The organism is Knoellia sp. S7-12, assembly GCF_040518285.1.
Lineage (GTDB): Bacteria > Actinomycetota > Actinomycetes > Actinomycetales > Dermatophilaceae > Knoellia.
This window is the reverse complement of sequence record NZ_CP155449.1, coordinates 857906-877903: the sequence shown is the minus strand read 5'-3', so window position 1 is coordinate 877903 and position 19998 is coordinate 857906. Positions and strand designations below refer to the sequence as shown.

The 19998-nt window shown below is 67.9% G+C and carries 18 protein-coding genes; 7 read left to right on the top strand and 11 right to left on the bottom strand.

All coding sequences use genetic code 11. From position 1 onward, the window contains the following. The first annotated feature begins 1 nt into the window (after position 1). Positions 2–1579 carry an AMP-binding protein gene (locus V6K52_RS04170; RefSeq protein ID WP_353952644.1) on the top strand — a complete coding sequence of 526 codons (1578 nt, stop codon included), beginning with the start codon at positions 2–4 and terminating at the stop codon, positions 1577–1579. 128 nt (positions 1580–1707) lie between these two features. Here the strand turns inward: V6K52_RS04170 and V6K52_RS04165 are convergent, their stop codons facing one another. Both V6K52_RS04165 and V6K52_RS04160 read right to left on the bottom strand, forming a co-directional pair. Further along, positions 1708–2529 (bottom strand): ABC transporter permease, encoded by an 822-nt coding sequence (locus V6K52_RS04165; RefSeq protein ID WP_353952643.1) that lies wholly within the window; start codon positions 2527–2529, stop codon positions 1708–1710. Further along, positions 2526–3422: an ATP-binding cassette domain-containing protein gene (locus V6K52_RS04160; RefSeq protein ID WP_353952642.1), complete on the bottom strand. Its 897-nt coding sequence runs from the start codon at positions 3420–3422 to the stop codon at positions 2526–2528. The genes V6K52_RS04165 and V6K52_RS04160 overlap by 4 nt, the downstream gene beginning before the upstream one ends. On the opposite strand from V6K52_RS04160, the gene V6K52_RS04155 reads away from it, so the two are divergent. From V6K52_RS04155 to V6K52_RS04130, 6 genes are all read left to right on the top strand, one after another. Further along, positions 3421–3555 carry a hypothetical protein gene (locus V6K52_RS04155; RefSeq protein WP_353952641.1) on the top strand — a complete coding sequence of 45 codons (135 nt, stop codon included), beginning with the start codon at positions 3421–3423 and terminating at the stop codon, positions 3553–3555. The genes V6K52_RS04160 and V6K52_RS04155 overlap by 2 nt on opposite strands. A 10-nt stretch (positions 3556–3565) precedes the next feature. Next, the gene (locus V6K52_RS04150; protein ID WP_353952640.1) at positions 3566–4747 is read left to right on the top strand and encodes a histidine kinase; all 1182 of its coding nucleotides are present in this window, start codon (positions 3566–3568) and stop codon (positions 4745–4747) included. After that, entirely contained in the window at positions 4744–5412 is a 669-nt protein-coding gene (locus V6K52_RS04145) for a response regulator transcription factor (protein WP_353952639.1), read from the top strand. The genes V6K52_RS04150 and V6K52_RS04145 overlap by 4 nt, the downstream gene beginning before the upstream one ends. Before the next feature lie 11 nt (positions 5413–5423). After that, positions 5424–7412: a diacylglycerol kinase family protein gene (locus tag V6K52_RS04140; protein ID WP_353952638.1), complete on the top strand. Its 1989-nt coding sequence runs from the start codon at positions 5424–5426 to the stop codon at positions 7410–7412. 138 nt (positions 7413–7550) lie between these two features. Then, positions 7551–8000, top strand: coding sequence for a hypothetical protein (locus tag V6K52_RS04135; RefSeq protein ID WP_353952637.1), 450 nt, complete (start codon positions 7551–7553; stop codon positions 7998–8000). 45 nt (positions 8001–8045) lie between these two features. After that, complete coding sequence (locus tag V6K52_RS04130) at positions 8046–9032, top strand: hypothetical protein (RefSeq protein WP_353952636.1); 987 nt, start codon at positions 8046–8048, stop codon at positions 9030–9032. Positions 9033–9148: 116 nt separating this feature from the next. Here V6K52_RS04130 and V6K52_RS04125 read toward each other — a convergent pair whose 3' ends face one another. The 9 genes from V6K52_RS04125 to V6K52_RS04085 all read right to left on the bottom strand — a co-directional run bounded on the left by V6K52_RS04125 (position 9149) and on the right by V6K52_RS04085 (position 19909). Further along, positions 9149–9460, bottom strand: coding sequence for a hypothetical protein (locus V6K52_RS04125; protein WP_353952635.1), 312 nt, complete (start codon positions 9458–9460; stop codon positions 9149–9151). Positions 9461–9472: 12 nt separating this feature from the next. Next, a complete protein-coding gene (locus tag V6K52_RS04120) occupies positions 9473–11224 on the bottom strand; it encodes a sodium:solute symporter family protein (protein WP_353952634.1) in 1752 nt (583 codons plus the stop codon). Between the two features lie 158 nt (positions 11225–11382). After that, complete coding sequence (locus V6K52_RS04115) at positions 11383–13377, bottom strand: ABC transporter ATP-binding protein (RefSeq protein ID WP_353952633.1); 1995 nt, start codon at positions 13375–13377, stop codon at positions 11383–11385. After that, positions 13374–15110 (bottom strand): ABC transporter ATP-binding protein, encoded by a 1737-nt coding sequence (locus V6K52_RS04110; RefSeq protein ID WP_353952632.1) that lies wholly within the window; start codon positions 15108–15110, stop codon positions 13374–13376. Before V6K52_RS04110 ends, V6K52_RS04115 begins: the two co-directional genes overlap by 4 nt. Then, complete coding sequence (locus V6K52_RS04105) at positions 15110–15724, bottom strand: TetR/AcrR family transcriptional regulator (RefSeq protein ID WP_353952631.1); 615 nt, start codon at positions 15722–15724, stop codon at positions 15110–15112. The genes V6K52_RS04110 and V6K52_RS04105 overlap by 1 nt, the downstream gene beginning before the upstream one ends. Positions 15725–15865: 141 nt before the next feature. After that, positions 15866–16384 carry a CHRD domain-containing protein gene (locus V6K52_RS04100; RefSeq protein WP_353952630.1) on the bottom strand — a complete coding sequence of 173 codons (519 nt, stop codon included), beginning with the start codon at positions 16382–16384 and terminating at the stop codon, positions 15866–15868. Between the two features lie 222 nt (positions 16385–16606). Continuing rightward, positions 16607–18118, bottom strand: coding sequence for a methyltransferase (locus V6K52_RS04095; protein WP_353952629.1), 1512 nt, complete (start codon positions 18116–18118; stop codon positions 16607–16609). 6 nt (positions 18119–18124) lie between these two features. Further along, on the bottom strand, positions 18125–18835 hold the full coding sequence (locus tag V6K52_RS04090; RefSeq protein ID WP_353952628.1) for an AIM24 family protein: 711 nt from the start codon (positions 18833–18835) through the stop codon (positions 18125–18127). Positions 18836–18949: 114 nt separating this feature from the next. Beyond that, positions 18950–19909, bottom strand: coding sequence for a hypothetical protein (locus V6K52_RS04085; RefSeq protein ID WP_353952627.1), 960 nt, complete (start codon positions 19907–19909; stop codon positions 18950–18952). Between the last annotated feature and the right edge of the window lie 89 nt (positions 19910–19998).

The window sequence follows — 19998 nt, the reverse complement described above, 5'->3', positions numbered from 1 at the left end:
CATGTCGATCAGCCTCCTCACCGTCGGGAGCGTGATGGCCAAGCGCGGCATGCTCGCGCCTGGCCCGCCCCATCGCCAGGTCAGCCAGCTCCGGGCCCTCCACAAATGGGGCTTCGGCCTCGCCGGCGAGCTCCGCCAGGCGGCCCACCGCAGCCCCAAGCAGGTCGCCGTCATCGACGAACAACGCGGCCCGGTCACCTATGCCGAACTGCTCAGAGGCTCCGAGCAGGTCTCAGAACTGTTGCGTGCCAGGGGATTCCAGCCCGGACAGCGTCTCGGCCTCCTCGCCCGCAACCACGTCGGCGCCATCGAGATCATGACCGGCGCATCCGCGATCGGCGTCGACCTCGTCCTCATGAACACCGGCCTGTCCGCTGGCCAACTCGCGCTCGTCGCGGAACAGCAGGAACTCACCGCCCTCATCCACGACGATGAGTTCGACGGCGTGGTCGGCGAACTGCCCGCCGCCATCGCCGTCATCCGCGAGGGCGATTGGGTGGCCGAGCTCGACGCGGCGCCTGACCCGACCAAGCTGGATCCCCCAGCCAGGGGTGGGCGCACGATCATCCTCACGTCGGGGACGACCGGCACCCCCAAGGGCGCCGCCCGCAAGACCCCCGGTGGCTTCGGCCCGCTCATCTCGATCATCGAGCGGATCCCCCTGCGGGCCCTGGACCGCATCCTCATCAGCGCGCCGATCTTCCACACGTGGGGGTATGCCGCGATGCAGCTGAGCTTTGCCCTGCGGGCCACGATCGTGCTCCAGCGTCGCTTCGATCCGCAGTCGGCCAAGGACACCCTGGAGATGAAGGAGTGTCACGCGATGTTCGCCATCCCCGTGATGCTCCAGCGGATGATGGAGCTGCCGGCTGACCCCGGCGGCAGGGCTCGCCGCAAGAACCTGCGGGTCGTCGCGACGTCCGGGTCGGCCTATCCCCACGGGTTCACGACGAAGTTCATGGACGAGTACGGCGACGTGCTCTACAACCTCTATGGCTCGACCGAGGCGTCCTGGATCTGCATCGCGACACCTGAGGACATGCGCCGTGACCCCGACACCGCGGGCACACCGCCCATCGGCACCGTCGTCAGGATCCTCGACGCCGACAACCGTGAGGTGTCGCCCGGCGAGACCGGTCGGATCTTCTGCGGCAACGAGCTCGTCTTCGAGGGCTACACCTCGGGGGCGACCAAGGACTTCGTCGACGGTCTCGTGTCCACCGGCGACATGGGCCACGAGAAGGACGGCCTGCTGTATGTCGACGGCCGTGACGACGACATGATCGTCAGCGGCGGCGAGAACGTCTATCCGATCGAGGTCGAGTCGCTCCTCATCGACCACCCCGCCGTGCGCGAGGTCTCGGTCGTCGGCGTGCCCGACCCGGAGTTCGGTCAGCGCCTCGCGGTGTTCATCGCACTCATCGAGGGCGCGGATCTCTCCGCGGACGAGGTCAAGGCCCACGTCAGGGCCCACCGGGCCCGCCACTGCGTGCCGCGCGAGGTGCACTTCCTCGAGGAGCTCCCCCGCAACGCCACGGGCAAGGTGCTCGCCCGTGAGCTGCGCGCCACCATCACCTGAACCCGCGAACGACGGACGCCCCCGGTGGGGAGTGCTCAGTGGGCCCCTGACCTCCCACCGAGCACCCTCCGCCGAGAGCGTCCGTCATCTGCGCTGCCTCACCCTGCTGGGCAGCGCCTGGTTGCTGGCTACTTCACCTCGCGGTGCATCACCCGGTAGGACCCGATGACCAGGGGCAGCAGGACCCAGACCCCGAACGAGGTCGCGAGCTGACCCCAGTTCTCACCGGTCATCGTGCCCTCGAAGAGGGGGCCGGTGACCTGGTTGAGGTCGAGCCACTTGCTTGGCTCCTGGAGCGCCTGGACCAAGCTTGTCGCCACGGTCCACAGGGTCGGCAGAAGCAGGGAAGCAACGATGGCGAAGGGCGTGTTGAGGAAGACGAACCCGAACGCCAGTCCCTGCAACACATAGATCGCAAAAGCGACGATGACTCCAACAGCCACGGTCCAGGTGACGTCCCATGTGCCGTCGCCGCCAGCCACGCCGCCACCGATGACGTTGGCCAAAGCCGAGGCAGCGAATGCCGTTGCGGTGACGATGAGTCCGAGGATCACCGCTGCCACGATCTTGGCGACGATGACCCGGCCGCGTCGCGGCTCGAGGGTGAACGTCACGAGTCCGGTGCGTTGGCTCCACTCGGCCGTCGCCGCCATGATGCCTACGATCGGCAGGAGCATGACCAGCGGCAGCGACGTGAACCCGAGGAAGGTTCCGTAGGTCATCTCGTCCGCCTCCCCCCAGATGAGGAGGACGGTCACGACGACGAGCGAGATCGCCGACATGACGATGAGCATCCAACGGCCTGCTCTGGTGTCGACCATCTTGCGCAGTTCTACGTTGATCAGGCGGGACAGCGGGACGCCGGGGCGTCCGTCCTGGCCTGGTGTCGGGACGGGGCGGGCGGCCGACGCGGGGTCGACTGCCGGGGTGCGGGTGTCGGTGGTGGTCATGCTGCAGTTCCTTCGCGTGACGTGGCGGCGGTGAGGCTGAGGAACATCTCCTCGAGTCCTTCCGCGCCGCCGGAGCGGAGCTCGAGGAGGACGATGCGCTCATCGAGAGCGATCTGGCCGACGACACCGGGTTCGGCGTCGACGACGAGGCCGGACGAGATGTCGTTGGCGGTGACCCCGGCGCGCTGGAGAGCGGCGAGCAGGGCGCGGTTGTCCGATGAGCGCACGGTGGTGCCCCCGCGACTGAGCAGCTCGTCCTTGGTGCCCATGGCGACGATCTCGCCGCGGCCGATCATGACGAGGTCGTCGGCGATGACCTGCACCTCGTGGAGCAGGTGGCTCGACAGGAGCACCGTGCCGCCACCGTCAGCGAAGCCGCGAAGCAGACCACGCATCCAGTGGATTCCCTGCGGGTCGAGGCCATTCGCGGGCTCGTCGAGGATGAGCACCTCGGGCTGGCCCAGGAGCGCCGACGCAAGGCCGAGCCGCTGGCGCATGCCGAGCGAGTAGTTGCGGACCCGCCGACTGGCCTCTTCATCCGTGAGGCCGACGATGGCGAGGGCCTCTTCGACACGCGACTTGGGCACGCCGATCTGGATCCCGGCGAGGCGCAAGACCTCGCGGCCGGTGCGGCCGGGGTGCTGCGCGGAGGCGTCGAGCATGACGCCGACCTGGCTCCCGGGGTTGTGGAGGTCGCGGTAGGGCTTGCCCAGGATGGTCGAGCGACCGCTCGTCACCGGTGTGAGGCCCGTCATCATCCGCATCGCGGTGGACTTGCCCGCACCATTGGGTCCGAGGAATCCGACGACGCTCCCGGGACGGACCTCGAAGGAGATGTCGTTCACGGCGGTGAAGCCGCCATAGCGCTTCGTGAGGTTCTCGACTGTGATCATGGTGACCACTCTGGTCCGCGCCCGAGGGCGCGCACATCGGTCGCCGGTCCCGACCGGCATACAACTTTGGTATGCCGTCCGCACACCGATCGCAGTCCGTGGTCTGACGCACGTCGAGGTCTTCCCTGCCTAGGCTCGGCCACATGCCCGACTCCACCCCGATCACCACGAGCCGCATGAGCTCGATGTGGCGCTATGCGCTGGCAGTGCTGATCAGTGTCGGGGCGTGGGTGGCGGTCGCCTTCACCATGAGCGAAGCCAACATCGACGACGCCCCGATCACGGTGTGGCTCTTCATCGGCGACACGGTGCTCGGACTGATCTCGTTCGTCCTCATCCGGTTCCGGCATCGTTGGCCAGGCCCCGTCGCGATCATCACTTCGATGTTCTCGTTCGTGTCGGCAGTCAGCGTGGGGCCAGCCACCTGGGCCGTCGGCTCGGCTGCCTCTCGACACCGCTGGCGACTGGTCGCGGTGCTCTTCCCGCTCAATGTGGCCGCAGGGATCGTGCAGGAGCGCTTCTATCCGGGCGAGGACGACCTGCCCCTGTGGGCATCGCTGCTCGTCGGCGCCCTCGTCGTCGGGATCGTCCTCGCCATCGGCTACGCCATGGGCTCCCAACGCAACCTCATGGACTCCTTGCGCGAGCGCGCCCTCACCGCCGAACGCGAACAGCAGGCACGAGTGGCCCAGGCCCAGTCGTCGGAGCGCACCCGCATCGCGCGGGAGATGCATGACGTTCTCGCACACCGGATCTCACTCGTCGCCATGCACGCCGGTGCTTTGAGCTATCGCACGGACCTCACTCCCGAGGAGCAGGCGACCGCGGCCAGGACGATCGAGGACAACGCCCATCAGGCCCTGCGTGACCTGCGTGACGTCCTCGGAGTCCTCCGCGACCCCATGGTCCCCACGGATGCCGCGCCCGAGCAACCTCAGCCGGTCATCGCCGACATCGCCCGCCTGGTCGAGGAGGAGCGTGCGAGCGGCATGCGTGTCAGCCTCGAGGAGGCCATCACGGGCGAGCTGTCCGACGGTCGCGCGCGAACGGCATACCGGATCGTCCAGGAGGCACTGACCAACGCGCGCAAACACGCGCCGGGCACCTCGGTCACGGCGACCCTGTCCGGGAACCCTGACGACGGCCTGTCGATCACCATCCGCAACGCGGCACCGGTCGGCACGCGCCAGTTGGATCTGCCGGACTCCGGCCTGGGACTCATCGGTCTCGACGAGCGCGTTGGGCTTGCAGGCGGACGCCTTCGGCACGGACCGGAGGCCGCCGGCGGCTTTGTCGTCGAGGCATGGTTACCGTGGCAGGCGTGAGTGACCCTGCAGCCTCCATCCGGTTGGCCATCGTCGACGACGACCCCATGGTGCGCGCGGCGCTGCGCATGATGCTCGGCGGCAACTCCGGCATCACGGTGGTGGTCGAGGCGACCAACGGCGAGGAGGCGCTCACCGTGGTGCCCGAGTCGGGTGCAGACCTGGTCCTCATGGACATCCGTATGCCGGTGCGTGACGGCCTGAGTGCGACCGAGGCTCTCCTGAGCGGCGATCCGTCACTCAAGGTCATCGTCCTCACCACGTTCGACGCCGACGACATGGTCCTGCGGGCCCTGCGACTGGGAGCTGCGGGGTTCATGCTCAAGGACACTCCCCCGGCCCGTCTCGTCGAGGCGATCAAGACGGTCGCCTCGGGCCAGCCGATGCTGTCGCCCAGTGTCACCGCGCAGCTCATCGCTGCCGTCGCGGGTCCGAACTCCAGCACCAGCGAACGCACCGACGCCCGTGCCCGGCTCGCCTCGCTCACCGAACGAGAGCGCGAGGTCGCCGAAGCCGTCGGGCGCGGGCTGAGCAATGCCGAGATCTCGGCCGAACTCTTCATGGGCGTACCCACCGTCAAGACCCACGTCGGGCGGCTGTTCATGAAGCTCGGCGTCGAGAACCGGGTGCAGGTCGCGATCCTCGTCCACGACGCCGCCGAGTGAAGGCACCTGACATGACCCATTGGTCGATCGAGGAAGGCGACAACGTGACCCCGATCCCGCTGGTCGAGCACCTGTGCGGCGTCATCGTCCACCCGGCGAAACCCCGCAGCGCCCCTGCTCTTGCGGCGCTGAGACGCGCGACGCGGCGTCGCGGTTGGCCCGAGCCGATCGTGATCGAGACATCAGCTGACTCCCCCGGCGCCGCCCAGGTCGCGGAGCTCCTCGCACAGGGGGTTGACCGGCTCGTCGCCGTCGGCGGGGACGGGACGGTCCGCGAGGTCGCCGCAGCCCTGGCGCGCTCCGGGGCGGCGGCGGATCGGATCGCACTGGGCGTGCTGCCCACTGGGACGGCCAACCTGTGGGCCCGCACCCTCGGCGTGCACGGTCACAGTCCTGACGCCGCTGCCGACATCGCCATCGACGGGGCCACACGCGACAGCGACCTCGCCTGGCTGACCGTCACGCGGGCCGACGGCACCACCCGCACGCACGACGTCGCCGTTGTGGCCGGGGTCGGGATGGACGCCGAAGCCTTTGCCGCGACCAAGGAGCGAAGCAAGGATCGGGTGGGCTGGGCCGCCTATTTCGCGGCGCTCGGACGACGCGCCGTCGGACCGCCGATCACGTTCGCGGCCACGCTCGATGACCGCCCGGCGATGCGGGAGTCGGCCCGCACCGTGCTCGTCGGCAACTGCCGGGTGCTCCCCCTGGGCCTGCCGCTCATGCCGACGGCGTCGTTGATCGATGGCCGACTCGACGTGCTCGTGGTGTCACCTCGGACCGTCGTCGGCTGGCTCGGGGTCGGCGCCGGCGTCCTCTTGAGCCGGCGCGGCGGTTGGACGGGCATGCGCACGCACCGAGCCCGCCATGTCGTCCTCGACCTCGACGCACCCACGGCCGTTCACGTCGACGGGGACTCGATCGGCGAGGCCGTCCACGTCGAGTTCGGCGTCTCACCGGCCGCCGTTCTCGTGCGGGGTCGCGCTGCGGGCATGAGCCCTGACGAACTCATCCAACAACTCGTCGACGATCCGGAGCGGGACCTCGCCGCCCTCGCCGACGCCCTGCACCGCAGCCGTCGATGGTCCTCCGACCACGCCCGCGAGCATCTCGTCCGCGACGCCTTCCTGTCACTGCGAGGTGGCGAGCTCACCCGCTTCAAGAGCCTGCTCAACTCGGGTGCGGACCACCGTGATCTTGAGCATCTGGTCTTCGACGTCGTGGACGACAGGGGCGCACGCCAGGACATCCTCGACCACATCGCGGCCGAAGCCGTCGGTGTCGAGGTGCCGGACCTGCACGTGCTCAGCGACATCGACGACACCCTTCGGTGCGCCCTCCACGATGACCGCTACCCCCGTGGCACCGTCTATCCCGGGGTCATCGCGCTCTATCGCGCCCTCGACGCCGGCCACTCCGGTGATCCGACGACACCGGGTGACCTCACCTTCGTCACGGCCCGCCCGATGGACCCAGCTGGCCTCATCGAGCAACACACTCGACGGGGCCTGCGTGACCTCGGCCTGCCGCCACACGCGGTGTTGTCCGGCACGTTCGACGGTCTGCGGAACCACGACTCCATGGCTGGAGCCAAGATCGAGAATTTCGCGCGCTTCCGGCTGCTCATGCCCGAGACGCACGTCGTCTTCATCGGCGACAGCGGCCAGGGCGACGTCGAGGTGGGCCGTCGGATGCTCGCTGCCGATCCCGAGTCGGTGCGCCTTGTCCTCATCCATGACGTCGTCGCCCTCCCCGACGAGGAGCGAGCAGCCCTGCGGTCGGAGGGGATCGTCGTCGTCGACACTCCCGTGGGTGGTGCGCTCGAGGCGTATGCCGTCGGGCTCATCTCCGCTGCCGGGCTCGCCTCCGTCGTCGACTCGGCAGTGCGCGACCTCGCCCGGATCAGGTGGGGGTCGCCCGCGCAGGAGGCGGCAGCGACAGCGCTCCTGGAGCGTGACCTCGCCTCCGCCCGCGCCGCCAACAACTTTTACTCCCCATGACGGAAGGTGGAGGGTTCGGAGGCTTTCTTTCCGTCCGGACCCTCCCCTTTCCCTCCGTTCGGCTGAGGCGGCCCAACGCTTGACATGGGATAGGCCTACTATCCATTATTGGAGAGAGCCGCTATCCAAGGAGTTCAGATGTCTGCGCTGTCCGACCCCCACACCCTCGTCGCCGCGACCGCCACCCTCTCCGACGCCTCCCGCACCACCGCCGGGATCCTGCTCCTCGCCCTCGTCACGGTCGAGAGCGGCGGGATATACATGCTCAAGGTCGTGCGTGGCAACGCCGACGTGACGCCGTTCCAGGAGAAGTTCGCGCGGGCCGGTCACGGCCACGCCGGCGTGCTGCTGCTCCTCGCGCTCATCTGTCAGGTCCTCGCCGACTCCACCCAGCAGACCGGTGCGCTGAACTGGTTGTCGCGGTCGGGTGTCGCCGTTGCTGCGCTTCTCATGCCCGGCGGTTTCTTCTTCTCGTCCATGGGTGCAGGCCGCACCACCCCCAACAAACTCATCGTGCTGGTCTTTGCCGGCGCCGCCCTGCTGGCCGTCAGTCTCGTCTCGCTCGGCATCGGTCTGTTGACCGCCTGACGCACGATCCGTGACATCGCGCCGACGGCGTGCACAGAATGAACGATGGTCCCCCCAGCGAGCCCTTCCCGCCGCCTGATCCTGACCGGCGCCGCAGCCTCGGTTGTCGCGTCCACCACGACCCTTGCCGGCCCCGCAACCGCTGAGCCGCGTCGCGCTGGCCCGGCGCCCGAGACCGTCCCCCTGCCTGATGGGATCCGACCCGAGGGGATCACTTCGGGACCCGGCACGCGCTTCTATGTCGGCTCCCTTGCCGACGGGCGCATCGTTGCTGGAGACCTCCTCACAGCCACCTGGGTCACCCTGCTCCCCGGCGCGCCCGGACGTGCCCTGCGCGGCCTCTTCTGGGATGCGCGCACCAACCTCGTCTGGGCCGCCGGCAACGTCGGCGCCGTCGGTCACGTGTGGGCCGTCCACGGCACCACGGGCGCCATCGTGCAGGACACCGTGGTCCCGGGCGCCGTGTTCCTCAACGACCTCGTCGTCACCGGCGACACGGTCTGGGTGACCGACTCCCGGGTCGTCCCCGACCGGCTCACCGCCATCACGCTCACCCCGACCGGCGCTCCCACCGGCGCGGCCCCGACGTTCGTCCCGCTGGGCGGCGACTGGCCGGCCGGTGACGGAACAGCCGTCAACGCCAACGGAATTCGTGCCCTCGCCGACGGCAGCCTCATCCTCAACAACTCACGCGTCGGTGGCCTGTGGCAGGTCGACCCGGCGACGGGTGAAGCCGCCGAGATCCCAGTCAGCGGTGGACCCGGAATCACCGCGGGCGATGGCCTCGTGCTCGACGGCAGCATCCTCTACAACGTCCGGGGCTCTGGGCAGAACGAGGTCTCCGTGCTTGAACTCGTCCCCGTCGGATCGGCCTGGGCCGCGCGCTGGCGCGGTGCCCGCTCCGACGAGACGCTCGACGTGCCCTCGACGGCGACCGTCGCCGGCGGCTGGCTGTGGGCGGTCAACGCCCGCTTCGGGGTGGCCTCGCCCGGCACGGCCGCCTACTGGATCACTCGCCTCCCCGCGCGCTGACCCGGACCTGGACGAGGCCGCGCCGCCCGCCAGGCCCACCCGGCTTGCCGCAAACGCAAGACGCTCCGTATGCCGTGTGACCGGCATACGGAGCGTCTTGCGTTTTTGGTTGTGCCTCAGCGCTTCTTGGACTTGTTGGACTTGGGCTTCTTGCGCGGCGCAGGGCGCGTCGCGTCATCGATGACCGGCTCGACATGGTCGGGCACGACCGTCGGACGGGCCCTGGCCCACCCCATGAAGCCTGCTGAGACGACCAGCAGGGCGAGGCCCGTCCAGAGGTTGGCGTTGATGCCGCCGGTCTTGTCGAGCTCCTTGTCGCCGAAGAGGCCCATGAGCGTGAGGATGATGCCATAGAGGCCGAGCAGCATCCCGATGAAGTTGCGGATGTCGAACGCTCCGGCTGTCTTCTTGGTCGTGGTGTCAGGCATGTCGCGCACCTCCTAGAAGATGAAGTTGAGAATGAGGACGAGGACACCCGCGACGAGCGCGAGCGGGATGGTGCGCTGGAACCACGGGCGCGCCGCCTCGTCCGGGTCGACGAGGTCCTCCTTGGGTGTCTCCGAATAGACGAGACCCCTGAGCTCGGAGGGTGGTTTGGGTTCGGTGACCATGGAGACGACGACCGAGACGATGATGTCGACGACGAAGGCGGTGGACGCTGCGACGAACGCCAATCCCTGGCCGGGAAGCTCGAACAGCCCCAACATGTCGGGGTTGCCGCACAGCCACACCGTGATCGCCGACAGGGTTCCGGCGACGAGGCCGGCCCACCCTGCAGTCGGGGTCATGCGCTTCCAGAACATCCCGAGGATGAAGGTCGCGAAGAGCGGTGCGTTGAAGAACCCGAACAGCGTCTGGAGGTAGTCCATGATGTTGGAGAAGCCACCAGCGATGGACGCGGTGAAGATCGCGATGACCGTGGCGCCCACCGTCGCGAGACGGCCGATGCGCAGGTAGTAGTCGTCGCTGCGGTCCTTGCGGACGTATCGCTCCCACAGGTCATAGCTGAAGACCGTGTTGAAGGCCGAGATGTTGGCCGCCATGCCGGCCATGAACGCCGCCAGCAGACCCGCGATCGCCAGCCCCAGCAGACCGTTGGGCAGGACGTCGCGCATGAGCAGGAGCAGCGCGTCGTTGTATTTCACCTCACCGCTCGCGCCGCCGGTCGGCGAACCCCCTGCCTTGAGGTCGATCATCTCCGTCACGAGGACGGCGGCGACCATGCCGGGGAGGATGACGATGAACGGCACGAACATCTTGGGGAAGGCGCCGATGATCGGGGTCTTGCGCGCCGACGAGATCGAGTTCGACGCCATCGCCCGCTGGACCTCGACGAAGTTCGTCGTCCAGTAGCCGAAGGACAGGACGAAGCCGAGACCGAAGACGATGCCGATGACCGAGAGCACCGGGGAGTCGAAGCCCGACAGGGCCTGACCGGGCCAGGAGTTGAGCTGCTGCTCGGCGGAGGGGACGTCAGCCGCTGCGGGCGCGGCGCTGGCCGCCTCGGTGATCTTGTCCTTGAGCCCGCCGTAGCCGCCGACGCGGTGCAGACCGATGAGGGTCAGGGGGAGCAACGAGGCCACGATGACGAAGAACTGAAGCACCTCGTTGTAGATCGCCGCCGACAGGCCACCGAGGGTGATGTAGCTGAGGACGATGACAGCCGCCACGATGAGCGCCACCCAGATGGGCCAGCCCAGGAGAGCCTGCACGATCGAGCCGAGGAGATAGAGGTTGACGCCGGCGATGAGCAGCTGCGCGACCGCGAAGCTGATCGCGTTGACGAGGTGGGCCCCGGTGCCGAACCGACGGAACATGAACTCCGGAACCGAGCGCACCTTGGAGCCGTAGTAGAACGGCATCATCACGATTCCGAGAAAGAGCATCGCCGGGATGGCACCGACCCAGAAGTAGTGCACCGTCGACAGACCGAACTCAGCACCGTTGGCCGACATGCCCATGATCTCGACGGCGCCGAGGTTGGCCGAGATGAAGGCGAGGCCGGTGACCCAGGCCGGGAGTGAACGCCCCGACAGGAAGAAGTCGATCGAGTCGGAGACGGCGCGCCGTGCCGCCAGCCCGATGCCCATCACGAAGACGAAGTACAACGCGACGATGAGGTAGTCGACGGCGTTCGCGTCGATGAGTGGTTCGGCAGCAGCCAGTGCTACCGGGGCGAGGGTCGATGTCATCGACGACCTCCTCGAGCTCGAGGGCGGCTCCAGGAGCCCGAACGCCCCAAACCTACTCCCGCGGGAGCGTCTCGGCGCGGCGACGGTACCCCCGATTGCGTCCGCAGAACCGGCCTCCTCCTTGGCCACCGTCGCGGACGCAAGCGGGGATGGGTGCGCTACTCCACAGGTTCGGCGACAGCGGCACGGAACTGTGCGGCATACAGGGCCGCGAATGCACCACCGCTGGCGAGGAGGTCCGCGTGCGAACCCTGCTCGACGATCCGCCCGTCTTCCATGACGAGGATGAGGTCGGCATCGCGGATCGTCGAGAGACGGTGTGCGATGACGAAGCTTGTCCGGTCCTGACGCAGGGCGGCCATGGCCTGCTGCACGAGGAGTTCGGTGCGCGTGTCCACCGACGAGGTCGCCTCGTCGAGGATGAGGAGCGCCGGATCCGAGAGGAACGCGCGGGCGATGGTGATGAGCTGCTTCTCGCCCGCACTGATGTTGCCGGCCTCGGCGTCGAGCACCGTGTCGTAGCCATCGGGCAGCGAGTGCACGAACCGGTCGACGTAGGTCGCCTGGGCCGCCGCGATGACCTCCTCCTCCGACGCGTCCGGTCGGCCGTAGGCGATGTTGTCGCGGATCGTCCCACCAAAGAGCCAGGTGTCCTGGAGGACCATCCCGATCTCGCCACGCAGGTTGTGCCGGCTCAGGTCGGTGATGTCGACACCGTCGAGGGTGATGCGACCCGAGTCGAGCTCGTAAAACCGCATGATGAGGTTGACGAGTGTCGTCTTGCCCGCTCCGGTGGGACCGACGATGGCGACCATCTGACCCGGCTCGACGGTGAGGTCGAGGTGCTCGATGAGCGGCGTCTGCGGCGTGTAGGAGAACGAGACGTCCTCGAACGCGACGCGCCCGTGCGGGTCGTCGAGCACGGTGGGCTGGGTTGCTTCCAGTTGCTGCTCGGGAGCATCAAGAACCTCGAACACCCGCTCGGCAGAGGCGACTCCGGACTGCATGAGGTTCGCCATCGACGCCACCTGGGTGAGCGGCTGGGTGAACTGACGGGAGTACTGAATGAACGCCTGCACGTCGCCCAGGGACATCGAGCCGCTGGCCACCCGAAGGCCACCGACGACGGCGATGATCACGTAGTTGAGGTTCCCGATGAACATCATCGTCGGCATGATGATGCCGCTGATGAACTGCGCACCGAAGCCCGCGTCGAACAGGTCGTCGTTCTTGGCCCGGAACGCCTCGCGTGCCTCGTCCTGACGGCCGAAGACCTTGACGAGCTGGTGACCCGTGAACGTCTCCTCGACGATGCCGTTGAGCTCGCCGGTCGACTTCCACTGCTGCACGAAGTGCTTCTGCGACCGCTTGCCGATCGCTGCCGTGACGAGAATCGTGATGGGGATCGTCACGAGGGCGATGAGGGCGAGCAGCGGTGAGATGTAGAACATCATCACGACCATCGCAATGACGGTGAGCAGTGACGTGAGCAGCTGCCCCAGCGTCTGCTGGAGGCTCTGCGCGACGTTGTCGATGTCGTTGGTGACGCGGCTCAGGAGCTCCCCGCGCGGCTGGTTGTCAAAATAGGGCAGCGGCAAGCGGTTGAGTTTGTCCTCGACGTCTCGACGCAGGTTGAAGATGGTCCGGTTGACGGCGCCCGTGAGGATGTAGCCACCTGCCCACTGCAACAGGCTGGCCACGACATAGATCGCCAGCACGATGAGCAGCACCCGCCCCACAGCACCGAAGTCGATGCCGGCACCCGGGACGAGAAACGGCATCCCCTCGATGAGGTCGGCCCTGGTGCCCTCGCCTCTGGCCCGCAGAGCCGCGACGATCTGGGCGATCGACCCCTCGGTCGGAAGGTCCTTGCCGATGACCCCGGCAAAGATGAGGTCAGTCGCGCGGCCCAGGATCTTGGGACCGATCGCGTTGAGGATGACGCTGCCCAACGAGAACGCCAGCACGCCGTTGAGCGCGAGTCGTTCGGGCTTCAGGAGGCCGAGCAGCCGCTTGGCCGACGGACGGAAGTCGGTCGACTTCTCGGCCGGGATGCCCATGGACATCGGCCCATGGCGATTCGTGTTGCTCGAGGCCGGGCCCCGCCGCGCCTCAGCAGCCTTCTCCTCAGCCGTTTTCACACCTTCACTCATGCCGCCGCCTCCTCTGCGCTGCGCTGGCTCTCCACGATCTCGACGTAGGTCGGGCACGTCTCGAGCAGTTCGTCATGGGTCCCGTTGCCGACGACGGCTCCGTCCTCGAGGACGACGATGTGGTCGGCGTCGATGATCGTCGAGACCCGCTGGGCCACGACGATGACCGTCGTATGCCGGGTGACCGGCTTGAGTGCCGCCCGGAGCCGTGCGTCCGTCGACAGGTCGAGGGCCGAGAAGCTGTCATCGAAGAGATAGACGTCGGGCTTGGCGACGAGCGCTCGGGCGATGGCGAGTCGTTGGCGCTGACCACCGGAGACGTTGGTGCCCCCCTGGGCGATCGCCGACTCGAGCCCGTCCGGCATCGCTTGGACGAAGTCGTCGGCCTGCGCGATCCGCAGCGCCTCCCACAGCTCCTCATCCGTGGCGTTCGTGTCGCCGTAGCGCAGATTGGACGCGACCGTGCCGGTGAAGAGGTAGGGCTTCTGCGGCACGAGCCCGATGCGCGACCAGACATCCTCGAGGGTCGCGTCGCGGACATCGACACCGCCGAGCAGGACCGCCCCGCCCGTGACGTCATAGAGCCGGGGGATGACGGAGAGCAGGGTGGACTTGCCCGAACCCGTGCTGCCGATGATCGCCGTCGCGCGCCCTGGCTCGGCGATGATCGAAACCCCCTGCAGCACAGGGACATCGGCGCCCGGATAGGCGAACTCGACGTCGCGCAGCTCGACCGAGGTGCCGCCCGTCGGCAACGCCACGGGTGCCGCCGGCTGGACCACTGTCGAGTCGGTGTCGAGGACCTCCGCGATGCGCCCGGCCGAGACCGTGGCGCGCGGGATCATCATCGACATGAAAGTCGCCATCATCACCGACATGAGGATCTGCATGAGATAGCTCATGAACGCGGTGAGTTCGCCAACCTGCATCTGACCGTTGTCGACGCGCTGGGCACCGAACCAGAGCACTGCGACGGTCGAGGTGTTGAAGATGACCATGACGATCGGGAAGACCAACGCCATGAGCCGACCGACTGCGAGGGCGGTGCCGGTGTACTGGGTGTTGGCGTCGGCAAAGCGCCCACGCTCGTGGTCCTCCCGGACGAAGGCGCGCACGACGCGGATACCAGTGATCTGCTCACGCAGCACCCGGTTGACCCAGTCGACAGACTCTTGCATGAGCCTGAAGTTGGGGATCATCTTGCGGATCACGAGGGCCACGCTGAGTGCGAGGAGCGGCACGGCGACGGCCACGAGCCAGGACAGTCCGACATCCTCGCGCAGCGCCATGACGATGCCGCCGATCATCGTGATCGGTGCCGACACCATCATCACGGCGCCCATGAAGACCACGGTCTGCACCTGAGTGACGTCATTGGTGTTGCGCGAGATGAGCGTGGGCGCCCCGAAGCGGGACACCTCCTGCGCGGAGAAGTCACCGACCCGCGCAAAGATGCCGGCGCGCAGGTCGCGCCCCATCGAGGCCGCCGCGCGAGCGCCGAGGTAGGTCGCCCCGATCGTGGCGGCGATCTGGACCAGTGAGACGGCGAGCATCCAGCCGCCTGCCGACATGATGTAGCCGGTGTCGCCCTTGGCCACCCCCTCGTCGATGATGCGCCCGTTGAGACTGGGCAGGTAGAGCGAGGCGATCGTGCCGGCCAGCTGTAGCAGGACGAGCACCGTGAGCGCCCCGCGGTAGGGGCGCAGGTAGTCGCGCAAGATTCGAAGCAGCACTACTTCTTCCTCCGGGTGGTGGTGGTCGGGCGCTTGAGGGCGCCTTCCAGAAGGACGTCAACGAGCTGCTCCGGAGTGGAGGCGTCGCCGTCGAGCATGGGGTGGACACTCGAGAGCGTGAGCATCCGCAAGTAGCCGATGAAGGTGGTGGCGGGGACTCGCAGCAGCGCCACGTCGTCGCCGAGAACGTCGACGAACGCCGCGTCGAGGTCGGCCGTGGCTTCGTGCCGACGGCGGTGCGCCTCACCACCGGGAGGCGGCCGGAACGGCTGGCCCGAGGACGCCATCACCGTCATGAGCACGACGATCCCCTTGAGGTGCTCCTGCATGATCGCGACGCCGACAGACAGTCGCTCGGGCATCTCGAGCGAGCGGTCGATGTCGGCAAGCTCGGCGATGAGCGTCGAGTTGTCGAAGGCGTCGTGGATGACGGCCTCGATGAGGGTGTCCTTGGTGTCGAACACCCGGAAGATCGTTCCTTCGGCGACACCGGCAGCCCTGGCGATCTCCTTGGTGCTCACGCTGCCACCCTTCGACCGCAGGAGCGGGAGGGTCGCAGCGATGATCGACGCCCGACGGTCGTCGGGGCTCAGGGCGGGGGCGCGAGGAGGCACCCCTCAAGTGTGAATGAGTGAGCACTCACTCACAACTTTATTACTGACCTGCACAGATGCCCGCGCGAAGAGACGGGACGGCCCGACCGCTCACTCGCGACCGGACCGTCCCGCGTTCATCGGGCTTGGAGCGAAGCTCGATCAGCCGTCCGCGTGGAGCTGGCCGCGGACTGCGCCGCCCGGGAACTCGCTGTTGTGGACGTTGACGTAGTAGTTCGACGGGTTGGAGAGGATCTCCTGCACCTCGCCGGCCTCGAGACCCTTGCCGGCCTCACCCTCGGTGAGACAGTCGGCCGACTGCCCGTCCTGCGGGAAGGCGAGGTTGACCTCGACGGGCCCGTTCGTGCCCTTGGCACCCTCGTGGATGTGTGCCGCCCGTCCGCCACCCGGCGCCTGGTCGAGCTCGGCGATCTTGCTCACCTCGAGGATGTAGCAAAGGGTGGTGGGGTCGCCGTCGATACCGAAGACGTAGAACTCGCCGCGACCGTTGGGGTCACCAACGACACCCTTGGCGCCGGTGGAACTGACCTCGGCGCGACCGGTGAGATGGGCAGAGACGAGAGCGTTGGTGTGGCCAGCTTGGGCCGCGGTTGGAGCCAGCATGAGGCCGGCCGCGAGTCCGGCGACGCCCAGGGCGCCTCCGAGGAGAATGCGCTTCATTGCGGATCAACTCACTTTCACAGGGAGGGCCAGGGGCGACCCTGTGGGGTGTTCGTAGCCGACGGGCATCCGGATGGGTCGACGGGTCAGACAGTGCCGTCCTGCTCGCCGACCACGTTGGCCTCCTGCGTGCCGTGGGTGCCGCTCATACCCACCCACATAGGCGCGACGAGCGCTCCACGACGGCGCCCATCATCGTCAGCTGCGCGACCGACCCTCTCGTCAGCCCGATGCGGCGACGATCAGGCCGTCCTTGGCCGCGTCGCGCACGAACGCGAGCACCTCGCGCTCCGTCTCGGTGGCGTCCAGCTCAAGGATGCCGGCGATCGCGCCCACCGCCTGCCTTGGCGTGAGGTCGCCGTCCGCGACGGAGAGGTATGCCGCCGTGACCGTCGTGAGGGTGATGATCCGCCCCAGTCCGCCACCTTGACGAGCCACGATGACTGACGGGTCGGCTGCACCCGGCAGGGTGTGGCGCTCCTCGGTCACGTCCGGCGTGGCCTTCCACGCCCGATCGAGGACGTCGTCGTCCGTATGTTCTGCCAACCACGCGCGGGCCTCGAGTCCGACCCGGACGGACTCCCCCATCGCCGGGGGTACCGGGCCCCGAGCGTCCATGAGGTCGACGAACGGCTCGCGCTCAACGGACGGACGGTGGAGGGTGATGACCCCGAAGCCGATCGACTCGACGTCGCGAGACGCGAAGTCGTCGAGCCACGCGGCATACATCGCATCGAAGTCTGCGGTCCCCGGGTGGTGACCACCATCGCGCGACCACGTCTCGGCGTACTCCGCCGGATCCTGCACCTCGCGCTGGATGACCCACGCGTCGACGCCCGCGCCATCGAGCCACGACCCGACCCGCTCGGTCCAGGTTGAGCCGCGCGGCACCTCCCAGTTGCCGAGGAACTGTGCGACTCCCCCGGGCTCGAGGTGTTCACCGACCGAGCGCACCAGGTCGGCGACGATTGCGTCACCGGACGCGCCACCGTCGCGGTACTCAAAGAGCGGGACCTCACCCGAACGCGGGGTGATGACGAAGGGCGGGTTGCTGACGATGAGGTCGAAGCGTTCTCCCGCAACGGGTTCGAGCATTGACCCCGACCGGATGTCCCACTCGTGCTCGTTGAGGACCGCGTTGAAGCGGGCGAAGGCCAAGGCCCGCTCGGAGAGGTCGGTGGCGACGATTGATTCGGTGTGGGCGCCGAGGTGAAGCGCCTGGACCCCACACCCGGTGCCGACGTCCAGCGCTGCACCCACCGGTCGCCGGATCGTCCACGCCGCCAGGGTCGTCGAGGCACCACCGATTCCGAGGACGTGGTCGCCCCGCACCGGCGAACCGGTCGCGACCTCGGCCAGGTCGGAGGCGATCCACCAGTGACGGTCGTCCGCGGCATACGGACGCACGTCGACACGCGCGACGACACCGTCGCCCTCCTCATCGACGAGACCGAGCGCCACGGCTCCACTCGCGCGCAGAGTCGGCAGCGCCGCATCAACCTCCGCGACATCAACGGGATCCCCGAGCGTGAAGAGGCGAATGAGAGTGGCCACAGGGGCAGTTGAGGAGCCCGCCACCCGCCGCGCGGGAAGTGGCTGCTCACGAGAGAGAGCACCACTCGCCAGCGGACCAAGGGTCTCGGTGACTCCCGTGACGGTGAAGTCGGCGGTCGTCAGGTCGGTGCGGAGCCGGGCGATGAGGGCCTCGTCGAGTCGAGGCGCACGAAGAGTCATGACCGGTCAGCCGTCGAGGAGGCCGCCGAGCATGCCGCCTCCACCGCCACTGGAGGAACCAGCCTGCGGTGTCCACTCGCTCGGCTGCACGATGACGAAGCCCTGGCCGTGGAAGGCGTACTGGAACGCCTCGCCGCTGCCGCCGCGCAGCATCGAGCGCATGTTCATGCTTGAGACGATCTGCGGTGTGAGGCCGAGCGACCACCCGACGCAGGCCTGCACGTCGACATAGGTCGGCTGCGTCGAGCAGTCGAGGATCACCGGCTGACCGACGGTGTGGACGGCGACCGTGCCGGCGCCCTCGAGCGTGGTGTTGAACAGGCCACCGCTCATCATCCCGGCGCCCTGGACGCGCTTGATGTCCCACGCGATCTGCGAGTCGAAGGCAAGGAGGTTGCGGGCGTTGATGCTCAGCCCGTCACCCGTGAGCTCGATGAGGTGGACGAAGCCGGCCTCGCTGGCAAAGAACACCTCGCCGTCACCCGAGACGCGCATGAGGCTGATGTCCTCGCCGGTGACAACCTTCTTGAAGAGCTTGCCGACGCTGCCGGCCTTCTCGTGGTCGAACTTCATCTGCCCCTGATAGGCGACCATCGCGCCCTTGACGGCGAGCACGTCACCGCCGAGGTGGACACGCAGGAGCTGCGGGTTCTGCAGGGCAAAGGTCTGCTCGGACTGGAGCTCGAGGTTGGACTGGTCAAAGAGCGAGGAGCGCATGCCGCCAGCCTAGAGCCGCCCACAAATCACCGAGCGCCAGCCGACCACTTCTTGGCGAGACGTCCAGGCCTACCTGGTCGCCTCAGCCAAAGGTGGTCACCTCGCGCCACCACGTCATGCCGCGTCGAACCAGGTGTTCCTCGCCTGTCTCGCGATCCCCTGTGCTTCCAACTTGGCCACCATGCGCATCGGGCGGGCGGCGTCGGCCCAGACCCACCGCGCCATCTTGTGGTCCCTGGCCCTGATCCGGTCCTCGCGCTTCTTCTCCGACCACAGCACCTGCTCGATCTCCGCTGGACTCATGCCCTCGCGCACGCGGTACTTCATGCGCCCGTCGAACTCCCCCACCACACCCTCCCACCAGAAGTCACAGACGCCAGCCAGGCCCTCATCGTCCTCGATCGATACTTGGAGGCGGGGTCGCGGAATGTTGAGCCGGAACATCTGCACCCGAGACAATGACTCGCCAACGGACATGGCGCCAGCGTCCGCCAGATTCACCACCAAGGCTGCTTGAGACCTGCCACGGGCGCCCGCCGCGACGGTGTCCAGCTCGACCAGTAGCTCCTCGCGCGTGCACAGCTTGTGGTGCAGCGCATGATCCGCGGCCGCCACCGCATCGGGCAGTTCCTCCGTCCGCGCCAGATCAATCAGGGTTCTCATCAGCGACGTCACGGGTACGCCGTCGATGACCTCTGGCTCCCCGACGTCGGCGCGGTGCCGCCGGACCAGTCCCGACGAATGGATCTTGCCCCCCGAGATCGACACGTCGACGCGCGCCGGCCATGCCGTGACCCGCGGGAGTCGCCACAGCGCCGCTGCGGAGGTGTGCGAGAAGGTCGGCAGGGTGGCGCTGCTCATCTGCATCACCGTCGAGTGCACGAGCGCCGCGTGCCGTTGCTCGGGCGTCAGTCCCCTCCAAGTCGCTGCGCGGACCACGACTCCGCGGCGCACCTTGATCCACTTGGGCTGACCATCCTCCTCACGATCACCCGGGCTCTCGCCAAGACGGCGCAGGTCTGCGGTCGGCCGCAGGAGGCCAGGGCGGAACGGTTCAGGACGAGACGTGGGCATGCTCGATCGTGGCAGTTTCGGCGGGTTGGCCCCCTGCGTCATCCACAGGCCACAGCGAGAGGACCAGTTCGTTGTGAGGCGACCACCTC

Bases quoted from the DNA above. Each gene is read 5' to 3' on its own strand.
- V6K52_RS04140 (WP_353952638.1), top strand. From the start codon at position 5,424: ATGACCCATTGGTCGATCGAGGAAGGCGACAACGTGACCCCGATCCCG.
- V6K52_RS04170 (WP_353952644.1), top strand. From the start codon at position 2: ATGTCGATCAGCCTCCTCACCGTCGGGAGCGTGATGGCCAAGCGCGGC.
- V6K52_RS04165 (WP_353952643.1), bottom strand. From the start codon at position 2,529: ATGACCACCACCGACACCCGCACCCCGGCAGTCGACCCCGCGTCGGCC.
- V6K52_RS04155 (WP_353952641.1), top strand. From the start codon at position 3,421: ATGGTGACCACTCTGGTCCGCGCCCGAGGGCGCGCACATCGGTCGCCG.
- V6K52_RS04150 (WP_353952640.1), top strand. From the start codon at position 3,566: ATGCCCGACTCCACCCCGATCACCACGAGCCGCATGAGCTCGATGTGG.
- V6K52_RS04125 (WP_353952635.1), bottom strand. From the start codon at position 9,460: ATGCCTGACACCACGACCAAGAAGACAGCCGGAGCGTTCGACATCCGC.
- V6K52_RS04130 (WP_353952636.1), top strand. From the start codon at position 8,046: ATGGTCCCCCCAGCGAGCCCTTCCCGCCGCCTGATCCTGACCGGCGCC.
- V6K52_RS04095 (WP_353952629.1), bottom strand. From the start codon at position 18,118: ATGACTCTTCGTGCGCCTCGACTCGACGAGGCCCTCATCGCCCGGCTC.
- V6K52_RS04090 (WP_353952628.1), bottom strand. From the start codon at position 18,835: ATGCGCTCCTCGCTCTTTGACCAGTCCAACCTCGAGCTCCAGTCCGAG.
- V6K52_RS04115 (WP_353952633.1), bottom strand. From the start codon at position 13,377: ATGAGTGAAGGTGTGAAAACGGCTGAGGAGAAGGCTGCTGAGGCGCGG.
- V6K52_RS04100 (WP_353952630.1), bottom strand. From the start codon at position 16,384: ATGAAGCGCATTCTCCTCGGAGGCGCCCTGGGCGTCGCCGGACTCGCG.
- V6K52_RS04135 (WP_353952637.1), top strand. From the start codon at position 7,551: ATGTCTGCGCTGTCCGACCCCCACACCCTCGTCGCCGCGACCGCCACC.
- V6K52_RS04085 (WP_353952627.1), bottom strand. From the start codon at position 19,909: ATGCCCACGTCTCGTCCTGAACCGTTCCGCCCTGGCCTCCTGCGGCCG.
- V6K52_RS04120 (WP_353952634.1), bottom strand. From the start codon at position 11,224: ATGACATCGACCCTCGCCCCGGTAGCACTGGCTGCTGCCGAACCACTC.
- V6K52_RS04160 (WP_353952642.1), bottom strand. From the start codon at position 3,422: ATGATCACAGTCGAGAACCTCACGAAGCGCTATGGCGGCTTCACCGCC.